At 55.6% G+C, this 15,747-nt stretch carries 12 protein-coding genes and 1 riboswitch; of the genes, 7 read left to right on the top strand and 5 right to left on the bottom strand.

Annotation, left to right across the window (positions count from 1 at the left end):
* Positions 1-4 precede the first annotated feature (4 nt).
* The 4 genes from whiA (at position 5) to pta (ending at position 6,992) form a co-directional block, all read left to right on the top strand.
* A complete protein-coding gene (whiA, locus tag GKG34_RS04980) occupies positions 5-934 on the top strand; it encodes a DNA-binding protein WhiA (protein ID WP_154255706.1) in 930 nt (309 codons plus the stop codon).
* Positions 931-4,440 carry a DNA polymerase III subunit alpha gene (locus tag GKG34_RS04975; RefSeq protein ID WP_154255705.1) on the top strand — a complete coding sequence of 1,170 codons (3,510 nt, stop codon included), beginning with the start codon at positions 931-933 and terminating at the stop codon, positions 4,438-4,440. Before whiA ends, GKG34_RS04975 begins: the two co-directional genes overlap by 4 nt.
* A gap of 170 nt (positions 4,441-4,610) precedes the next feature.
* Positions 4,611-5,585 (top strand): 6-phosphofructokinase, encoded by a 975-nt coding sequence (pfkA, locus tag GKG34_RS04970; RefSeq protein WP_005941980.1) that lies wholly within the window; start codon positions 4,611-4,613, stop codon positions 5,583-5,585.
* Positions 5,586-5,966: 381 nt separating this feature from the next.
* Positions 5,967-6,992: a phosphate acetyltransferase gene (gene pta, locus GKG34_RS04965; protein ID WP_005941982.1), complete on the top strand. Its 1,026-nt coding sequence runs from the start codon at positions 5,967-5,969 to the stop codon at positions 6,990-6,992.
* A gap of 238 nt (positions 6,993-7,230) precedes the next feature.
* On the opposite strand, the gene GKG34_RS04960 is transcribed toward pta, so the two are convergent.
* Positions 7,231-8,313, bottom strand: a complete 1,083-nt coding sequence (locus GKG34_RS04960; protein ID WP_154255704.1) for a mechanosensitive ion channel family protein — start codon at positions 8,311-8,313, stop codon at positions 7,231-7,233.
* A 168-nt stretch (positions 8,314-8,481) separates the two neighbouring features.
* Positions 8,482-8,601: riboswitch (FMN riboswitch) on the top strand.
* 150 nt (positions 8,602-8,751) lie between these two features.
* Here GKG34_RS04960 and GKG34_RS04955 point away from each other — a divergent pair.
* Positions 8,752-9,351 carry an ECF transporter S component gene (locus GKG34_RS04955; RefSeq protein ID WP_005941988.1) on the top strand — a complete coding sequence of 200 codons (600 nt, stop codon included), beginning with the start codon at positions 8,752-8,754 and terminating at the stop codon, positions 9,349-9,351.
* A 126-nt stretch (positions 9,352-9,477) separates the two neighbouring features.
* On the opposite strand, the gene GKG34_RS04950 is transcribed toward GKG34_RS04955, so the two are convergent.
* On the bottom strand, positions 9,478-10,896 hold the full coding sequence (locus tag GKG34_RS04950) for an MATE family efflux transporter (protein WP_097775476.1): 1,419 nt from the start codon (positions 10,894-10,896) through the stop codon (positions 9,478-9,480).
* 171 nt (positions 10,897-11,067) lie between these two features.
* On the opposite strand from GKG34_RS04950, the gene GKG34_RS04945 reads away from it, so the two are divergent.
* On the top strand, positions 11,068-12,021 hold the full coding sequence (locus GKG34_RS04945) for a phospho-N-acetylmuramoyl-pentapeptide-transferase (RefSeq protein ID WP_097775477.1): 954 nt from the start codon (positions 11,068-11,070) through the stop codon (positions 12,019-12,021).
* 107 nt (positions 12,022-12,128) lie between these two features.
* Here the strand turns inward: GKG34_RS04945 and GKG34_RS04940 are convergent, their stop codons facing one another.
* The 3 genes from GKG34_RS04940 to GKG34_RS04930 are packed head-to-tail and all read right to left on the bottom strand — an operon-like array spanning position 12,129 to position 14,193.
* Complete coding sequence (locus GKG34_RS04940) at positions 12,129-12,983, bottom strand: tetrahydrofolate dehydrogenase/cyclohydrolase catalytic domain-containing protein (RefSeq protein WP_005941997.1); 855 nt, start codon at positions 12,981-12,983, stop codon at positions 12,129-12,131.
* An 11-nt stretch (positions 12,984-12,994) separates the two neighbouring features.
* A complete protein-coding gene (locus GKG34_RS04935) occupies positions 12,995-13,630 on the bottom strand; it encodes a cyclodeaminase/cyclohydrolase family protein (RefSeq protein WP_154255703.1) in 636 nt (211 codons plus the stop codon).
* Positions 13,621-14,193, bottom strand: a complete 573-nt coding sequence (locus tag GKG34_RS04930) for a 5-formyltetrahydrofolate cyclo-ligase (protein ID WP_005942002.1) — start codon at positions 14,191-14,193, stop codon at positions 13,621-13,623. Before GKG34_RS04930 ends, GKG34_RS04935 begins: the two co-directional genes overlap by 10 nt.
* A 249-nt stretch (positions 14,194-14,442) precedes the next feature.
* Between GKG34_RS04930 and glyA the strand changes: the two genes are divergently transcribed.
* Positions 14,443-15,696: a serine hydroxymethyltransferase gene (glyA, locus tag GKG34_RS04925; RefSeq protein ID WP_005942005.1), complete on the top strand. Its 1,254-nt coding sequence runs from the start codon at positions 14,443-14,445 to the stop codon at positions 15,694-15,696.
* The last annotated feature ends 51 nt before the right edge of the window (positions 15,697-15,747 follow it).

The raw sequence follows: 15,747 nt of genomic DNA, 5'->3' as shown, positions 1-15,747 counted from the left end.
AAGTATGAGTAGTTTTGCATCCCGCGCGCGGGAGGAGATCGCGCAGCGCAGCATCCAGAAGGATTGCTGTGTGCGTGCGGCAGCTTATGGCATTGCGTGCTTTGCCAAATATTTTGATGCAAAGGGTCTGGTGGTGCAGACCGAGCAGCAGGAGACGGTGCAGGCTGCCCAGCAGCTGTTCGCACGCTGTGGCGTGCAGGGCGAGATCCTGCACAAGCAGCGACCCAGCGGCGTGCTGTATGAATTCAACATTCGCGCGCCGGAGCAGGTGGCCCGGGTGCACGAGCTGTTCGGCACCACGGGCAGCGAGACCAGCCTGCAGATCGACCCCCGCCTTATCCGCTGTCAGACCTGCGTCAGTGCGTACATTGGCGCAGCTTTTTTGTGCAGTGGAACGGTCATTGATCCGCAGAAAGAATATAATCTGGAATTTCTTACCTCCCGCACCAATCTGGCACGGGACTTTGAAGCGCTGCTGGCAGAGCATGAGTTTGCACCGCACCGCACCCGCCGCAACGGCGTGAACCTGATCTACGTCAAGACCGGGGCCAATGTGGAACGGCTGCTCAGCTTTATGGGCGCTGGAAACGCTGCAGAGGAAATGCATGCGCAAAAAGCCTTCAAACAGGTGCGCAACCAGACCAACCGACAGACCAACTGTGATACGGCAAACCTTGGCAAAACGGCCCGCGCCAATGCGCAGACGCTGAAGGCCATCCGCTTTCTGGAAGAGCGGGATGCCCTTAGCACTCTGCCGGAGGTACTGCAGGAGGCCGCTGCCAAGCGGATGCAGTACCCGGATCTTTCGCTCACAGCGCTGTGCGGCTGCTTTGAGCCGCCCGTGAGCAAATCCGGCCTGTCGCACCGGATGAAGAAACTGGAGGCATTGGCCGAAACGCTGCGGCAGAATCTGGAACAGGAGGCAAAAGCATGAGCGAAGCATTAGCCAATACCCGGCCTTTTGTCCATCTGCACATCCACACAGAGTACAGCCTGCTGGATGGTGCCTGCCGCATTGACCAGCTGATGGATCGCGTAAAAGAGTGCGGACAGACCGCCATTGCCTGCACCGACCACGGCGTGATGTACGGCTGCGTGCAGTTTTATAAGGCTGCAAAAAAGGCTGGCATCAAGCCCATCATCGGCTGTGAGGTGTATGTGGCCACCCGCACCCGCTTTGACAAGGTAAATAAGATCGACGGCAACAACCACCTGATCCTGCTGTGCAAAAATGAGACCGGCTACAAAAACCTGATCAAAATGGTGTCGGCCGCCTTTGTGGAGGGCTTTTATTCCAAGCCCCGCATTGATAAGGAACTGCTGGAAAAATATCACGAAGGTCTGATCTGCCTGTCGGCCTGTTTGGCAGGCGAAGTTCCACAGGCCATTCTGGCGGGCGATTATGAGCGCGCCAAAGCAGCAGCGCTGTGGTATCGAGACCTCTTCGGCGAGGGAAACTATTATATCGAGCTTCAGGACCATGGTCTGGAAGAGGATAATACTGTGCTGCCGCAGCTCATCAAGCTTGCACGGGAGACCGGCATTCCCATGGCAGCCACCAACGACTCCCACTATCTGCGCAAGGAGGATGCCAAAATGCAGGGCATCCTGCTCTGCATCCAGACCGGCAAGACCATTCAGGATGCGGATAAAATGGAGTTCCAGACCGACGAGTTCTATGTCAAAACGACAGACGAAATGTACGAGCTGTTCTCCATGGTGCCGGAAGCCTGCGAGAATACCGCCAAAATTGCCGAACAGTGTAACTTTGATTTTGATTTTGGACATACTAAAATTCCATATTACAAAGCGCCGAACGGTATGGATAATCAGGCGTTTTTTGAAAAGCTCTGCTGGGAAGGTCTGGAGCGCCGCTACGGCCCCAATGTTCCGCAGGCCAACAAAGACCGTCTGGAATACGAGATCGGCGTGGTCAAAAAGATGGGCTACACGAACTACTATCTTATCGTGTGGGACTACGTGAACTACGCCAAGAGTCAGGGTATCCCGGTAGGCCCGGGCCGTGGCTCCGGCGCAGGCAGCATTGCGGCTTACAGCGTGGGCATCACGGATATCGACCCCATCCGTTATAACCTGATCTTTGAGCGCTTCCTGAACCCGGAGCGCGTCAGTATGCCAGATTTTGATGTGGACTTCTGCTACGAGCGCCGTCAGGAAGTGATCGATTACGTCAACCGGAAATATGGTGCAGACCATGTGGCTCAAATCGTCACCTTTGGCACCATGGCCGCCCGCAACGCCATCCGCGATGTGGGCCGCGTGATGGGCATTCCGTATCAGCAGGTAGATGTTGTGGCAAAGCAGGTGCCCATGGAGCTGAAAATGACGCTGAAGCGTGCGTTGGAGGTATCGCCGGAACTTAAGCGGATGTACGATACCGACCCGCAGGTCACAGAGCTGATCGACACGGCCTTGAAGGTGGAGGGCATGCCCCGCCATGCTTCCACCCATGCGGCGGGTGTCGTCATTACCCCGGAGCCTACGGACTACTATCTGCCGCTGGCCACCAACGACGGCCTGCCTGTGACCCAGTTCAACATGACCGAGATCGAAGAACTTGGCCTTTTGAAGATGGACTTTCTGGGCCTGCGCACGCTGACCGTCATTCATGACGTGGAAACTGCTGTGCAGAAGCACCACCCGGAGTTCTCCATCCAGAAGCTGGATTACGACGACCCGGACACCTACAGGATGCTGGGGCAGGGAGACACCGAGGGTGTGTTCCAGCTGGAATCTTCCGGCATGAAGCAGGTGCTTGTGGGCCTGCAGCCGCAGAACCTAGAAGACATTATCGCTCTGATCAGCCTGTACCGTCCCGGCCCCATGGATTCGATCCCCACCTACCTGCGCAACCGCCACGAGCCGGACAAAATCAGCTATAAGACCCCACAGCTGGCCCACATTCTGGATGTGACCAATGGCTGCATCGTCTATCAGGAGCAGGTCATGCAGATCTTCCGGGAGCTGGCAGGTTTTTCTTTTGGTCAGGCAGACAATGTCCGCCGTGCCATGAGCAAAAAGAAACATGCCGTCATGGAGGCCGAGCGGGAGCACTTTGTGTACGGCTGCACCGATCCCGGCAACGAATGTCCCGGCTGTGTGGCAAACGGCATCTCTGAGAAAGTGGCCAATGAGATCTACGATGAAATGTCCAGTTTCGCTTCATATGCGTTCAATAAGAGCCATGCGGCCTGCTATGCCTATGTGGCATTCCAGACGGCCTACCTCAAGTGCCATTATCCCAGTGAGTTCATGGCGGCTTTGCTGACCAGTGTGCTGGATAACACGGATAAGGTCATTGAATATTCCGGCGAGTGTGCCCGCCTTGGCATCAAGGTGCTGCCGCCGGATGTGAATGTTTCCAACGGCGGCTTCACGGCGGATGGAAGCGGTCAGATCCGCTTTGGCCTGAATGCGGTCAAAAATGTGGGCCGCAACCTGATCGAGAATGTGGTGAAGGGGCGGCAGAAGAAGCCTTACACCAGCCTGTACGATTTCTGCAAGCGGATGCATGGCAATGAACTGAACCGCCGGGCAGTGGAGTGCCTCATCAAGGCCGGCGCATTCGATCATCTGGGCAACAACCGCCACAGCCATGTGGAGGCCGTAGAGGGCATTCTGAAGAGCATTGAGACCGACTCTCGGCGCAATCTGGATGGACAGCTGGATCTGTTCTCGGTGATGAGCGGGGAAGCACAGAGCGGTGCTTCCGAGGATAGCTATGAAATAAAGCAGCTGCCGGAATACAGCCATAAGGAACTGCTCCAGCAGGAAAAGGAAGTCAGCGGCCTGTATCTGTCCGGTCATCCGCTGGATGCTTACCGGGAACAATCGGCACGCATTGCATCCCACACCATCAAGGATCTTACAGGGGAAGATGCCCATGTGAAGGATGGAGAAAAAGTGCGCATTGTGTGCGCGGTGGTAAAAAGCCGCATGATGACCACAAAGTCCAACAGCATGATGGCTTTTACCAGCGTAGAAGACCTGACCGGCACCATGGAAGTGATCGTATTCCCAAAGGTGCTGGATGCTTTCCGGGATTCACTGCACGAAAATGCAGTCGTCGTGGTCGATGGCAGACTGTCGGTACGGGAGGATGAAGCTTCCAAGCTGCTGGCAGAGAGCATCGTCCCGATCGAAAATTACGATCCGGCCCGACTGGATAACGGCAGGCCGGACCCGATGAAAACGGCAGCAAAGAAGCTGTATATCCGTGTGCCTTCCCGCAGCAGCAGGGAATATGCAAAGGTGGTCAATCTGCTTGGCATTTTTGATGGGGACATGCCGGTGCTCCTGTATCTGACCGATACCAAGCAGTATCTGCGTGTGCCGCGCCATCTGTACGCATCCGGCCATCCGCTGCTGTTCAAAGAGCTGGAAAGGCTGGTCGGAACGGACAACATTGCAACAAAATGACATTTCCGTGCACGAATCTTAACGCAAATCCGGCGGGATGGCTGTTTCCAAAATAAGGCGTTTGTGTTATAATGATTCAAGGCAAATGAAGTGCTTTGGACAGCGTTAAAACGGAGAACGCTGTGATACCATTGGGTAAATGAAGAAACAAATTGGAGGGAAACTCTCGTATGGAAAAGCAGATCAAAACGATTGGCGTATTGACGAGCGGTGGTGATGCTCCTGGCATGAACGCTGCCGTGCGCGCCGTAGTCCGTACCGGCCTGCATAAGGGTTACCGCATGATCGGCATTCAGCGTGGCTACAATGGCCTGCTGAACGGCGAATGCTTTGAGATGAACCTGCGCAGTGTGTCGAACATCATCTCTGCAGGCGGTACCATTCTGTATACCGCCCGCTGTCTGGAATTCAAGACCAAGGAAGGTCAGGACAAGGGTGCAGAGAAGTGCCGCGAACTGGGCATTGATGCGCTGGTGGTCATTGGCGGCGACGGTTCTTACCGCGGCGCTCGTGAGCTGGCCCACCGCGGCATTCCGATGATCGGTCTGCCCGGCACTATTGACAACGATATTTCCTGCACCGATTACACCATTGGCTACGATACCGCCATGAATACCGCGCTGGAGATGATCGACAAGCTGCGCGATACCACCCAGAGCCACGACCGCTGCAGTGTGGTCGAGGTCATGGGCCGCAACGCCGGTTATATTGCTCTGAATGTTGCAATTGCTTCCGGCGCTATGGCTGTTCTACTGCCGGAGAAGGAATTTGACATGCAGCGTGATATTCTGGATAAGATCGCTGAGACTCAGAAGACCGGCAAGCGTCACTTCATTATTATTGTTGCCGAGGGTGTCGGCCATGCACAGGAGATCGCAAACGAGATTCAGGCACGCACCGGCATCGACTCCCGCGCCACCATTCTGGGCCATGTCCAGCGCGGTGGTTCTCCCACTCTGCGTGACCGTGTGAACGCTTCTGCAATGGGCTACCATGCCGTGTGCCTGCTGGAGCAGGGCAAGTATAACCGCATCGTCGGCATGAAGGGCGAAAAGCTGGTGGATTACCCTGTGGATGAAGCTCTTGAAATGACTAAGACGCTTGACCCGGTGCTGATCGACGTGTGTAACACCATTTCTATCTGATATTTATAAAGCCAATACTATGGAGCTGTTCTCTCGAAGAATCGGGAGGACGGCTCTTTTTTACGTTTTAATGCAAAAAAATATGAACTGACTGGAGCTTTCTGCATTTTTAAAAAAGAAAAATCGTGAATGAAAAGTGCATAGCTTAAAATTGAAATTTGTGGAAGGTGGTTTACGGGAAATTGTGAAGGAATACGCAGGGCGTGTTTTACTACTTTGGCAGGAAAATAACGATGATGCGTAAGGCAAAAATTGTAGCACAAAAAGCCAATTTTGTCTTGAACTTTTTGCCGTATGTGCTAGAATAAAAGAGAAAGGCATCCTTGTGTCCAACAGATATCTGGATGTGAATATTGGAAAGTAAATTCGGAGGTAATCACAATGGCTGATATGTTTGCACCGCTGGTAGCACAGCTGAAGGCAAATCCCAAGACGATCGTTTTCACCGAGGGCAATGATCCCCGCATTCTGGAGGCCGCTGCAAAGCTGCTGGCCGAGGGCGTGCTGAAGGTCGTCATGGTGGGCAACGAGGCTGAGTGCAAGGCTGCTGCTGCCGCCGGTAACTTTGATATTTCCGCTGCCGAGATCATCGACCCCGAGAACTATGCCGGTTTCGATGAGATGGTCAACACCATGGTGGAGCTGCGCAAGGGCAAGCAGACCGCTGAGGAGTGCACCGCTCTGCTGAAGAAGTCCAACTACTTCGGCACCATGCTGGTGAAGATGGGCAAGGCTGATTGCCTGCTAGGCGGCGCTACTTACTCCACTGCCGACACCATTCGTCCCGCTCTGCAGCTGGTCAAGACCAAGAAGGGCGCACATCTGGTCAGCTCCTGCTTCATTCTGGACCGTGACTGCGGTGAAGAGGGCCTGAAGCGCATTGCCATGGGCGACTGCGCTGTTAACATCGACTATACCGATACCATTGATAAGGCTACCGGCGAGGTCAAGATCGCCGCTTCTGCAAAGCTTGCTGAGGTTGCTATTGAGACCGCTAAGACCGCAAAGTTGTTCGGCATCGATCCGAAGGTTGCTGTGCTGAGCTTCTCCACCAAGGGCTCCGGCAAGGGCGGCACCGTTGCTTTGAGCCATGACGCTGTGATCAAGGCTCAGGAAATGGATCCCGAGTTGGCTGTGGACGGTGAGCTGCAGTTTGACGCTGCCGTTGCTCCCGAAGTTGCACAGGTCAAGTGCAAGGGCAGCAAGGTGGCTGGTCAGGCCAACACCTTCATCTTCCCCTGCATCGAGGCCGGCAACATCGGCTATAAGATTGCTCAGCGTCTGGGTGGTTATGCAGCTTACGGCCCCATCCTGCAGGGTCTGAACGCTCCCATCAACGACCTGTCCCGTGGCTGCAACGCCGACGAGGTCTACAAGATGAGCCTGATCACTGCCTGCCAGTCTTGAGCTGACTGATTGAAAATAGCCGCCGCATTCACCGTACAAAACGGGCAGAATGTTGAGGCCTCAAAGGCAGATTTCAAAAAATGAGTATAGAAAAGCTGAGCATCTGTGAAAAAGCAGGTGCTCAGCTTTTTACATTTTCAGTTCCGAAAAATTCTACTCTTTTTGAGAGAAAAAGATGAGATTTTTGCTTTCCGCTTTTCGTTGGCGCTATTTTGCAACAGCCCCTTTACAGGTTTGCTCAGTTCTTTTCGATATACACGCTGGTGGAGGGGAACGCAAAATCCACACCGTCGGCCTGCATGATGTCCATAATGTTCAGGTTCAGGTCGTTCTGCATCTGCAAAAATTCCGCGTAGGCGTTAGTCAGCAGGTAGGCGGAGACCAGAATGTTGATGCTGGAATCGCCAAAGTTTGCAAGCTGTACGATGTTGGTACCCTTGTTGGTGTAAGGGCTTGCGTCCAGCATGGTCTGCAAGTCTTTCATCAGCTGTTCCAGCTTCGGGCGGGTGGTGCCATAGGTGACACCCAGATTGAACTTGTAGGGCCGCATGGTGCGCAGGGCGGCGTTCTGCACGGTGGAAGAGCAGATCTTACTGTTCGTCACCACATTGATGGTTTTATCCAGTGAGCGGATGCGGGTGGAACGGAAGTTGATGTCGATCACTTCGCCTTCCACATCGCCCACAGTGATCCAGTCGCCCACCGAGAAGGGCTTGTCCAGCAGAATCACGATGCCGGAAAACAGGTTGCTGGCGCTTTCCTGTGCGGCCAGCGAGATGGTCAGACCAACCAGACCGGCACCGGCGACAATGCTGCCGATGGGAAAGCCCACTTCTTGTGCCAACGCTGCCACGCACAGCACGATCACCAGCACCTTGTAAGCGGTGTCCAGCAAAGAGCAGAGTGTTTTGTTGGAGCGGATCTCCGGGCTGCAGGAAGCCAGCAGCAGGTCGGCCAGATCCGATGCCGCATACAGGCCTTCGCAGACCAGCAGGGTCATGACAAGGCGGAAGCAGACCAACAGCAGCTTGGCAATGCCGGGAATGGCCCAGGGCAGGGAAGCTGCCGCCAGATATACGCCAACCGCAGTGCACATGCGCTGGATGGGTACCGCAAAGCTGCGCAGCAGGATGGGAGTGCCGTTAAAGTGCCACTTGCGGGCCAGCAGTGCCGGAATGCCCTTTTTGCTCAGCCAGCGGCGTACCAGCCATGCGGCAAGCAGAATGAGCAGCGCGCACCCTGCGCGCGCAGCCAGTGCAAACCAACCCTCCAGCAGCACAGAGCCAAACTCAAACGAAAGATCACGAATAGAAAAGATCATGATAACCTCCTGAATTTTATACGACCCATCTATGATACCATACCGCACCCACCCGGGCAAGAGCTTACAGAGAAGGGAGCTTGAAAGAATTACTTTGACATTTTTTGCACAAATTTTAAGATGCCCTCTTGACAAGCTGGGCCTGCCACGCTATACTTTGTGCCAGAAAGTTCGTTTCAGGGCGGGGTGAGATTCCCCACTGGCGGTAAAGTCCGCGACCACCCGCAAGGGTGCTGACCCGGTGCAACTCCGGGACCAACGGTATAGTCCGGATGCAAGAAACGGCAGGCAAATCGTTGTCTACGCGCCCTGTTGCAGTGTTTTTGTTGCAGCAGGGCGCTTTTCTATTTGTCCTTCCCGTTCCAAAAAACAAGATACGAAAAGAGCTTTCGGAACAATTTTTGTAAGGGGCATCTTACCCCGGGAAGGATCATTACCATGAAAAAAAGCACGACTCACAATCTTACTGTTGCCGCCATGCTCAGTGCGGTGGCCTTTATCCTGATGTTCATTGAGTTTCCCATTCCGATGCTCATTCCTTCCTTCGTCAAGATGGACTTTTCTGACCTGCCGGCTCTGCTGGGTGCCTTTGCTCTCGGCCCGGTGTACGGTGTGGTCATCAGCTTTATGAAGAACCTGCTGCACATCGTTATCAAGGGCACTTCCACTGCATGCGTGGGCGAGCTGTGCAACTTCATGCTGGGTGCGGTTTTCTCCGCTGTGGCAGGCGTTATCTATAAGCACCACAAGAGCCGCAAGACCGCCATCATTGGTGCTATTGCAGGCGCTGCAGCCATGGCTGTGTTCAGCGTACCGTCCAACTACTTCATCACCTATCCGGCCTATGTGCAGTTCTACCACATGCCGCTGGAAGCCATCCTCGGCATGTATCAGGCCATCCTGCCTTCTGCAGACAGCCTCATCAAGTGCCTTGTCATCTTCAATATGCCCTTCACGCTGGTCAAAGGCCTGCTGGATGCAGTGCTGTGCATGCTGATCTACAAGCCGCTGTCTCCCATCCTGCACGGCAGAAAGTAACTTGTTCTCCATTTTTTCTTCTTCTCAAATCATATAACCACAGCAAAACTCCCCGGTCAGGTCCCGCAGTGCGGTTCCCGGCCGGGGAGCTGTTATTTAGAGGAAAATATATCCGCCAGCGGTCGATCAGGCTAATGCCCCTTTGTCCAGCCATCTGCCGCGTACCAGCCGCACAAGGAACAGCACACCGCGCATGGTCAGCTCAAAGCTCATGGCCATCCATACGCCCACCAGCCCAAAATGCGGAGCCAGCAGGGAAGCCAGCGTGAGCCGGATGCCCCACATGCTGACAAGGTTCAGCACAAAGCATCCCGTGCTGTCTCCGGCACCCTGCATGGCACCGCTGGCAACGATACTGGCACCGAACATCGGTTCGGCCAGTGCTTCAATGCGCAGCACCTGTGCGCCCAGCGCAATAACTGCCGCATCTGCGGTGAAAATACCCATCAGGTTTGGCGCAAAAATGTACATGCCAACACCGGTCAGCGCCATGATGCCTATGCCCATGCCGGTGCACAGCCAGGCAAAGTTTTTTGCCATATCCCGACGGTTTGCGCCCACGGCCTGCCCCACCAGTGCAAGGGATGCATCCTGAATGCCATAGCCTGCCATGTAGCACAGGCTTTCGGCGCTCACACCCAGACTGTTGGCAGCAATGGCGGTGGTGCCAAGGCCGGATACGATGCGGATGAGCAGCACCTGCGCCGAGGAAAGAACTGCACGCTCTGCGGCCAGCGGTGCGCCTACCTTCCACAGGTTCTGCAGGCAGGCTTTGGTAATGTGCCAGGAGCCGGGCTTGCGGATGCACAGCGGGCCGTCCCGCAGCAGCAGGATGGCAAGGGTCAGCACACCGCTGATAGCGGTAGCAAGGGCGGTGCCCAGTGCTGCGCCCGGTACCCCCCAGCCAAGGCCCCAGACGGTCATTGTGCGGCCAAACACCACCATCTCACGGGTGGGATTGATGAGGCAGAAGTTAAAGATCACATCCAGCACGCAGGTCAGCACGCTGATAAGGCCCGGTGTCAGGGCATCGCCGGAGGAACGCAGCATGGAGGAGTAGGTTCCCATGATCATCAAAAAGGGCAGGGAAGCCGACCAGATGGCAAAGTAGGCCGAAGCATCCGCCTGCAGGGAAGGGTCGGCGCCCAGCCATCCGGGCAGAAAACGGCTGATGCCAATGCCGAAGGCCGCAGCTGCAAGGCCCACCACAAGGTTGAAGATCATAGATTGGCGCAATACACCGCGTGCATCGTCCTGCCGGTCTGCACCCAGATACTGTGCCACCTGAATGGCAAAGGACATATATAGACCGGCCAGCATTCCATGCATGAGCCACGTGCTGGAACTGACGATGCCAATGGATGCCGTAGCAGATGCACCGATATGCCCCACCATGGCTGCGTCGATGTACTCCACCGCAGTTACCACGATCTGCTGCAGGATGGATGGGATGCTCAGTGTGAGCACCACCTGCATGGTGTGCCGCAGCGGCACCTGTTCGCCCCGGCGCATCTGCGCCGAAAGCTGCTCAAGAGAGATGGACATGAGTTCTCCTTTTATAGAAACAATAACTTTTTCGACAGACTGATATACTATTATAAGTGCGGTGCTGCAGAAAGTCAATCAAACGTGGATTTTTCTCCGGGAATGATTGATTTTTTATGGATAGCGTGATACACTTCTCTCACAAACATAAAAGAAAGAGGAACTTTGAATATGATCGAATTACTGCTTTCGGTCGTAGGACAGCGCGGTGTCGATGCTCTGGCATTCCTGCTGGCGTTTGCCCTTACGGCTTTGATGGACTCCGTTTTTCACGATAAGCTTCCGCACGACCATGGCCGCGAGTTTGCGGTGAACGGTGCGCTTTCCAAGGGTAAGGCCCGTGGGTCCGGCCTGATCTTCGTGCTGTGCATCGCACTGGTATCGCTGGCATTCCTGCCGTTCAAGGTGGAATACGTCATCTACACCATCCTGCTCATTGCATCCATGCTGTCCGGCTACTTTGACGATGCTGCTGAAACTGCATGGAACGAGTATAAAAAGGGTATCATTGATTTTGCCATTGCCATTGTTGCAGGTGTGACCTACCTCAACTTCAACGGCTGCGGTGTGAATTTCCTGCAGTGGAGTTTCACTCTGCCGTATGCTGTGTACCTGCTGCTGATCGTTATTCTGATCTGGACCAGCATCAATGTGGTCAACTGCACCGACGGCGTGGACGGCCTTTCGGCAAGTGTTGCAGTGGTGACCATCGGTACCTACCTGCTGGCCTATAAAACAGAGCTGGCCGAGTACGGCACCGCAGGCGTTGTGTTCATGGGCGCGCTGCTGGCCTATCTGTGGTCCAACGCAAAGCCGTCCAGCCTGCTGATGGGCGATGCCGGCAGCCGCGCGATGGGCTTCTTTATCGCAATGCTGTCCCTTAAGTGCGGCCATCCGTTTGCCTTCCTGCTGGCAGCCATCGTGTTCATCGTGGATGGCAGTCTGGGCATCCTGAAGATCAGCCTGAAGCGCTTTTTGCACATTTCCATCCTCAAGAACACCCGCACCCCTCTGCACGACCACGCCCGCAAGAATAAGGGCTGGAGCGACGAGCAGGTGGTGGCCCGCTGGCTGATCATGCAGTGTGTGGCTTCGGCTTTGCTGCTGCTCATTGTCCGCGGCTAAAATATAGCAATCAAAAAAGACGCTTGGTCTTGTCTGAATATGTTTTCCCGGCAGGGAAGCATACAGCAGTGTATCAAGCGTCTTTTATTTTATAGTTCTATCATTCGTTACAGCCCGGCCTTTTTTGCTGCAGCCTGCACGACATGGCCCACCAGCACCGAGGTGGTCACAGTGCCCACACCGCCGGGTACCGGCGTGATGGCATCCACTACCGGCTCTGCTTCGCTGAACTTTACGTCACCGCACAGCTTGCCCTTTTCGTTCACATGGATGCCCACGTCTACCACGGTCTGGCCCTCACGCAGGCAGTCGGCACCCACGGCACCCATCTTGCCCATGGCCACTACTACCACATCTGCTTCCTTGCAGATGGCGGGCAGGTTCTGCGTGCGGGAATTGCAGATGGTCACGGTGGCGTTCTCACGGTCCAGCATCATGGCTGCGGGCTTGCCTACCACAAGGCTGCGGCCCACTACGACAGCGCGCCTGCCGGAAAGCGGAATGTTGTAATACTTCAGGATTTCAAGGCAGGCCTGCGCGGTGCAGGGAGCATAGCCGAGATCGGTATTAGTGAACACACCGGCCAGAGAATCGTCCGTGATGCCGTCAATGTCCTTTTCCGGAGCCAGCGCCGCACGCACAGTGCGGTCATTGAACTGCTTGGGCAGCGGACGGAACAGCAGGCATCCGTGGATGGTATCCTCTGCGTTCACCTCGGCGATCACCTTCAGCAGATCGTCCTGCGAAGCATCGGCGGGCAGAAGAAACTGCTTTACCTCCACACCCACCTTGCCGCAGCGGGCGATCACGCCGCGCTCGTAGGAGAGGTCGTCCTCCCGCTCACCCACACGCACCACGGCCAGCGTGGGAGTGATGCCTTTTGCCTTGAGCTGCTCACACAGCGCCGCATTGCGTTCGTTCATAGCGGCTACAACGGGTGCGCCCTTCAAAATCGTTGCCATAATACTTTTCCTCACTTATTCCGCAATTTGTTCGTCACAAATGCAAAAACAGCGTCTGCCCGCGACACAAATTCATCCAGCAGTTTGTCTGTTTTTGCGTCCAACGCAGCAGCGCGCTCACGGTCTGCCATCAGCTTTGTGTTGATGAACACATTCAGGCTTGCGGCCTGCAAGGCTGCCTTGCACAGAGCGGCTGCACAGCCTGCGTCCGAGACGGCCATCACGCTGCCCTTGGCGGCGTATTCTTCCACCAGAGCAATGCCCTCGGCGCACTTTTCCATGATCTCAAGTGGCACGGCACAGGCGGCATCCAGCGCCTTTTCCAGCACGGCGGCTTTGTGTGCAGTCTGCTCTGGTGTGTCCTTGGGCAAGCCGTAGGCCGCAGCCAGCGGCGCAAAGGCATCGGCATCGGCCTGCACCAGCGCTTCCAGCTCTTTGCGCAGGGCATCGGCCTTTGTGTTCAGGGCCTGAATGTCTGCTTCCACGGCGGCATATTTCTTTTTGCCGGTGGTCAGGTTGCCCACCATATTGCCCAGCGCTACACCGGCAGCACCCACCAGCGCCGCCGTTCCGCCGCCGCCCGGCGTGGGGGCTTTGCTGGCCAGCTCTGCGAGAAATTTCTCACAGCTCAGCTTAGTCATTTCCATTTGTAAATACCCCTCTCTGTTACATAGGCATCCAGCCGCTGGTCGTGCTCGTCTACGGCAGCATGTTCCACCCGCTGTGCCTCAAATGCAATGCCGATCTTCACCGCGTTTTTGCAGCGGGGAAGATACCGGTCGTAATAGCCCTTGCCCATGCCGACCCGGAAGCAGTCTGCATCAAAAGCCGTGCAGGGTACAAGGACCAGATCCAGCGCTTCCGGCAGCAGAATCTCCGACCGGCTCAGGATGGGGGTGCGGATGCCGTACTGTCCCATCTCCCAGCCGTCCGGGCCGGGCACAGCGGCTGTAAGGGAATACGCCTCGCCGCACACCGGATAGGCCAGCGTTTTGCCTTGCGCCTGCGCCTTTTCCACAAGGGCAGAAAGGTCGGCTTCGGAACCAAACGCTGCGTACAGCAGGATGGTCTGCGCATTCTGCACGGCAGCCAGCTGCCAGAGGAATGCGCACAAAGCGGCATTTGCAGCCTTGCGTTCTTCCGGGCCGAGAGCCTTGCGTGCGGCACGGCCCGCTTTGCGCTGGGTCTGCTTTGCTTCACTGACCGTCATCAGAGAACACCTCGCTTCATCTGAAGGTTGACTGACTTGAAAAATATACAAAAACGACACTGCATTTTTATACAAGTATAATAAACACTTCAGACGAAAAAAGCAAGCCTTTTGGCAAAATGGAAGTTGAAGATTCTACAGCTTTCTGCTATGATAAAAGAAAGCAATTCGGTTCGTGCGCGGAGCAGGGTGGCTTGAAGAGATCCAGGATCCGGGGCTTTCTCCGGAAATTGAGAGGGGTAGAATATTATGTACAATGAAATGATGGACACCATCGGTCTGGTCAATACCGTTGATCCGGAGTTGGCCGCAGCCATGGATCGCGAGCTGAACCGTCAGCGCCAGAACATCGAACTGATCGCCAGTGAGAACATCGTCTCTCCCGCCGTCATGGCCGCAATGGGCAGCATCCTGACCAACAAGTACGCCGAGGGCCTGCCCGGCAAGCGCTACTATGGCGGCTGTGTCTATGTGGACGAGGTGGAGAACATTGCCATCGAGCGTGCCTGCAAGCTGTTCGGCGCAAAATACGCCAATGTTCAGCCCCACTCCGGTGCACAGGCCAATCTGGCAGTTTATTTTGCTCTGCTGGATCTGGGCGATACTGTCATGGGCATGGACCTGTCTCAGGGCGGCCATCTGACCCACGGTTCTCCGGTGAACATGTCCGGCAAGAACTATAACTTTGTCTCTTACGGTGTCAATGCCGACGGCGTGATCGACTATGCTGAGCTGGAAAAGCAGGTTAAGAAGGTGCGCCCCAAGCTGATCGTGGCCGGTGCGTCTGCATATCCCCGTGCCATCGATTTTGAGAAGATCGCTGAGATCGCCCACGGCTATGGTGCGTATTTGATGGTGGATATGGCCCACATTGCCGGTCTGGTGGCAGGCGGCTATCACCAGAGCCCTGTGCCGTATGCTGATGTTGTTACCACCACCACCCACAAGACCCTGCGCGGCCCCCGCGGCGGTCTGATCCTGACCAACAATCCCATTCTTGCAAAGCGCATCAATTCTGCCGTGTTTCCCGGCACCCAGGGCGGCCCGCTGGAGCATGTGATCGCCGCAAAAGCTGTCTGCTTTGGTGAAGCACTGAAGCCGGAGTTCAAGGAATATGCCCGCAAGATCGTGGAGAATGCACAGGCTCTGGCAGCAGAGCTGCAGGCACGCGGTGTCAAGCTGGTGTCCGGCGGTACGGATAACCACCTCATGCTGATCGACCTGCGTGACGAGGAGTGCACCGGCAAGGAGCTGGAAGCACGTCTGGACAGCGTGCACATCACCGCCAACAAAAACACCGTTCCCGGCGAGACCCGCAGCCCCTTTGTGACTTCCGGTGTGCGTCTGGGCACCCCGGCTGTTACCACCCGCGGCATGGGCGTGGCCGAGATGAAGGTGATCGCCGACTGCATCGCCGATTGCATCTGGCACTACGACGAGAAGAAGGACGAGATCAGTGACCGTGTGCTGAAGCTGACCCGGGATTTCCCTCTGTATCAGTAAATATCGCATTGTTTGAAAGAGGAAGCGCCTTCGGGTGCTTCCTCTTCCTTT

This window comes from Faecalibacterium sp. BIOML-A4 (genome assembly GCF_009679665.1).
GTDB lineage: Bacteria > Bacillota > Clostridia > Oscillospirales > Ruminococcaceae > Faecalibacterium > Faecalibacterium taiwanense.
This window is presented reverse-complemented; position numbering and strand designations above follow the sequence as displayed.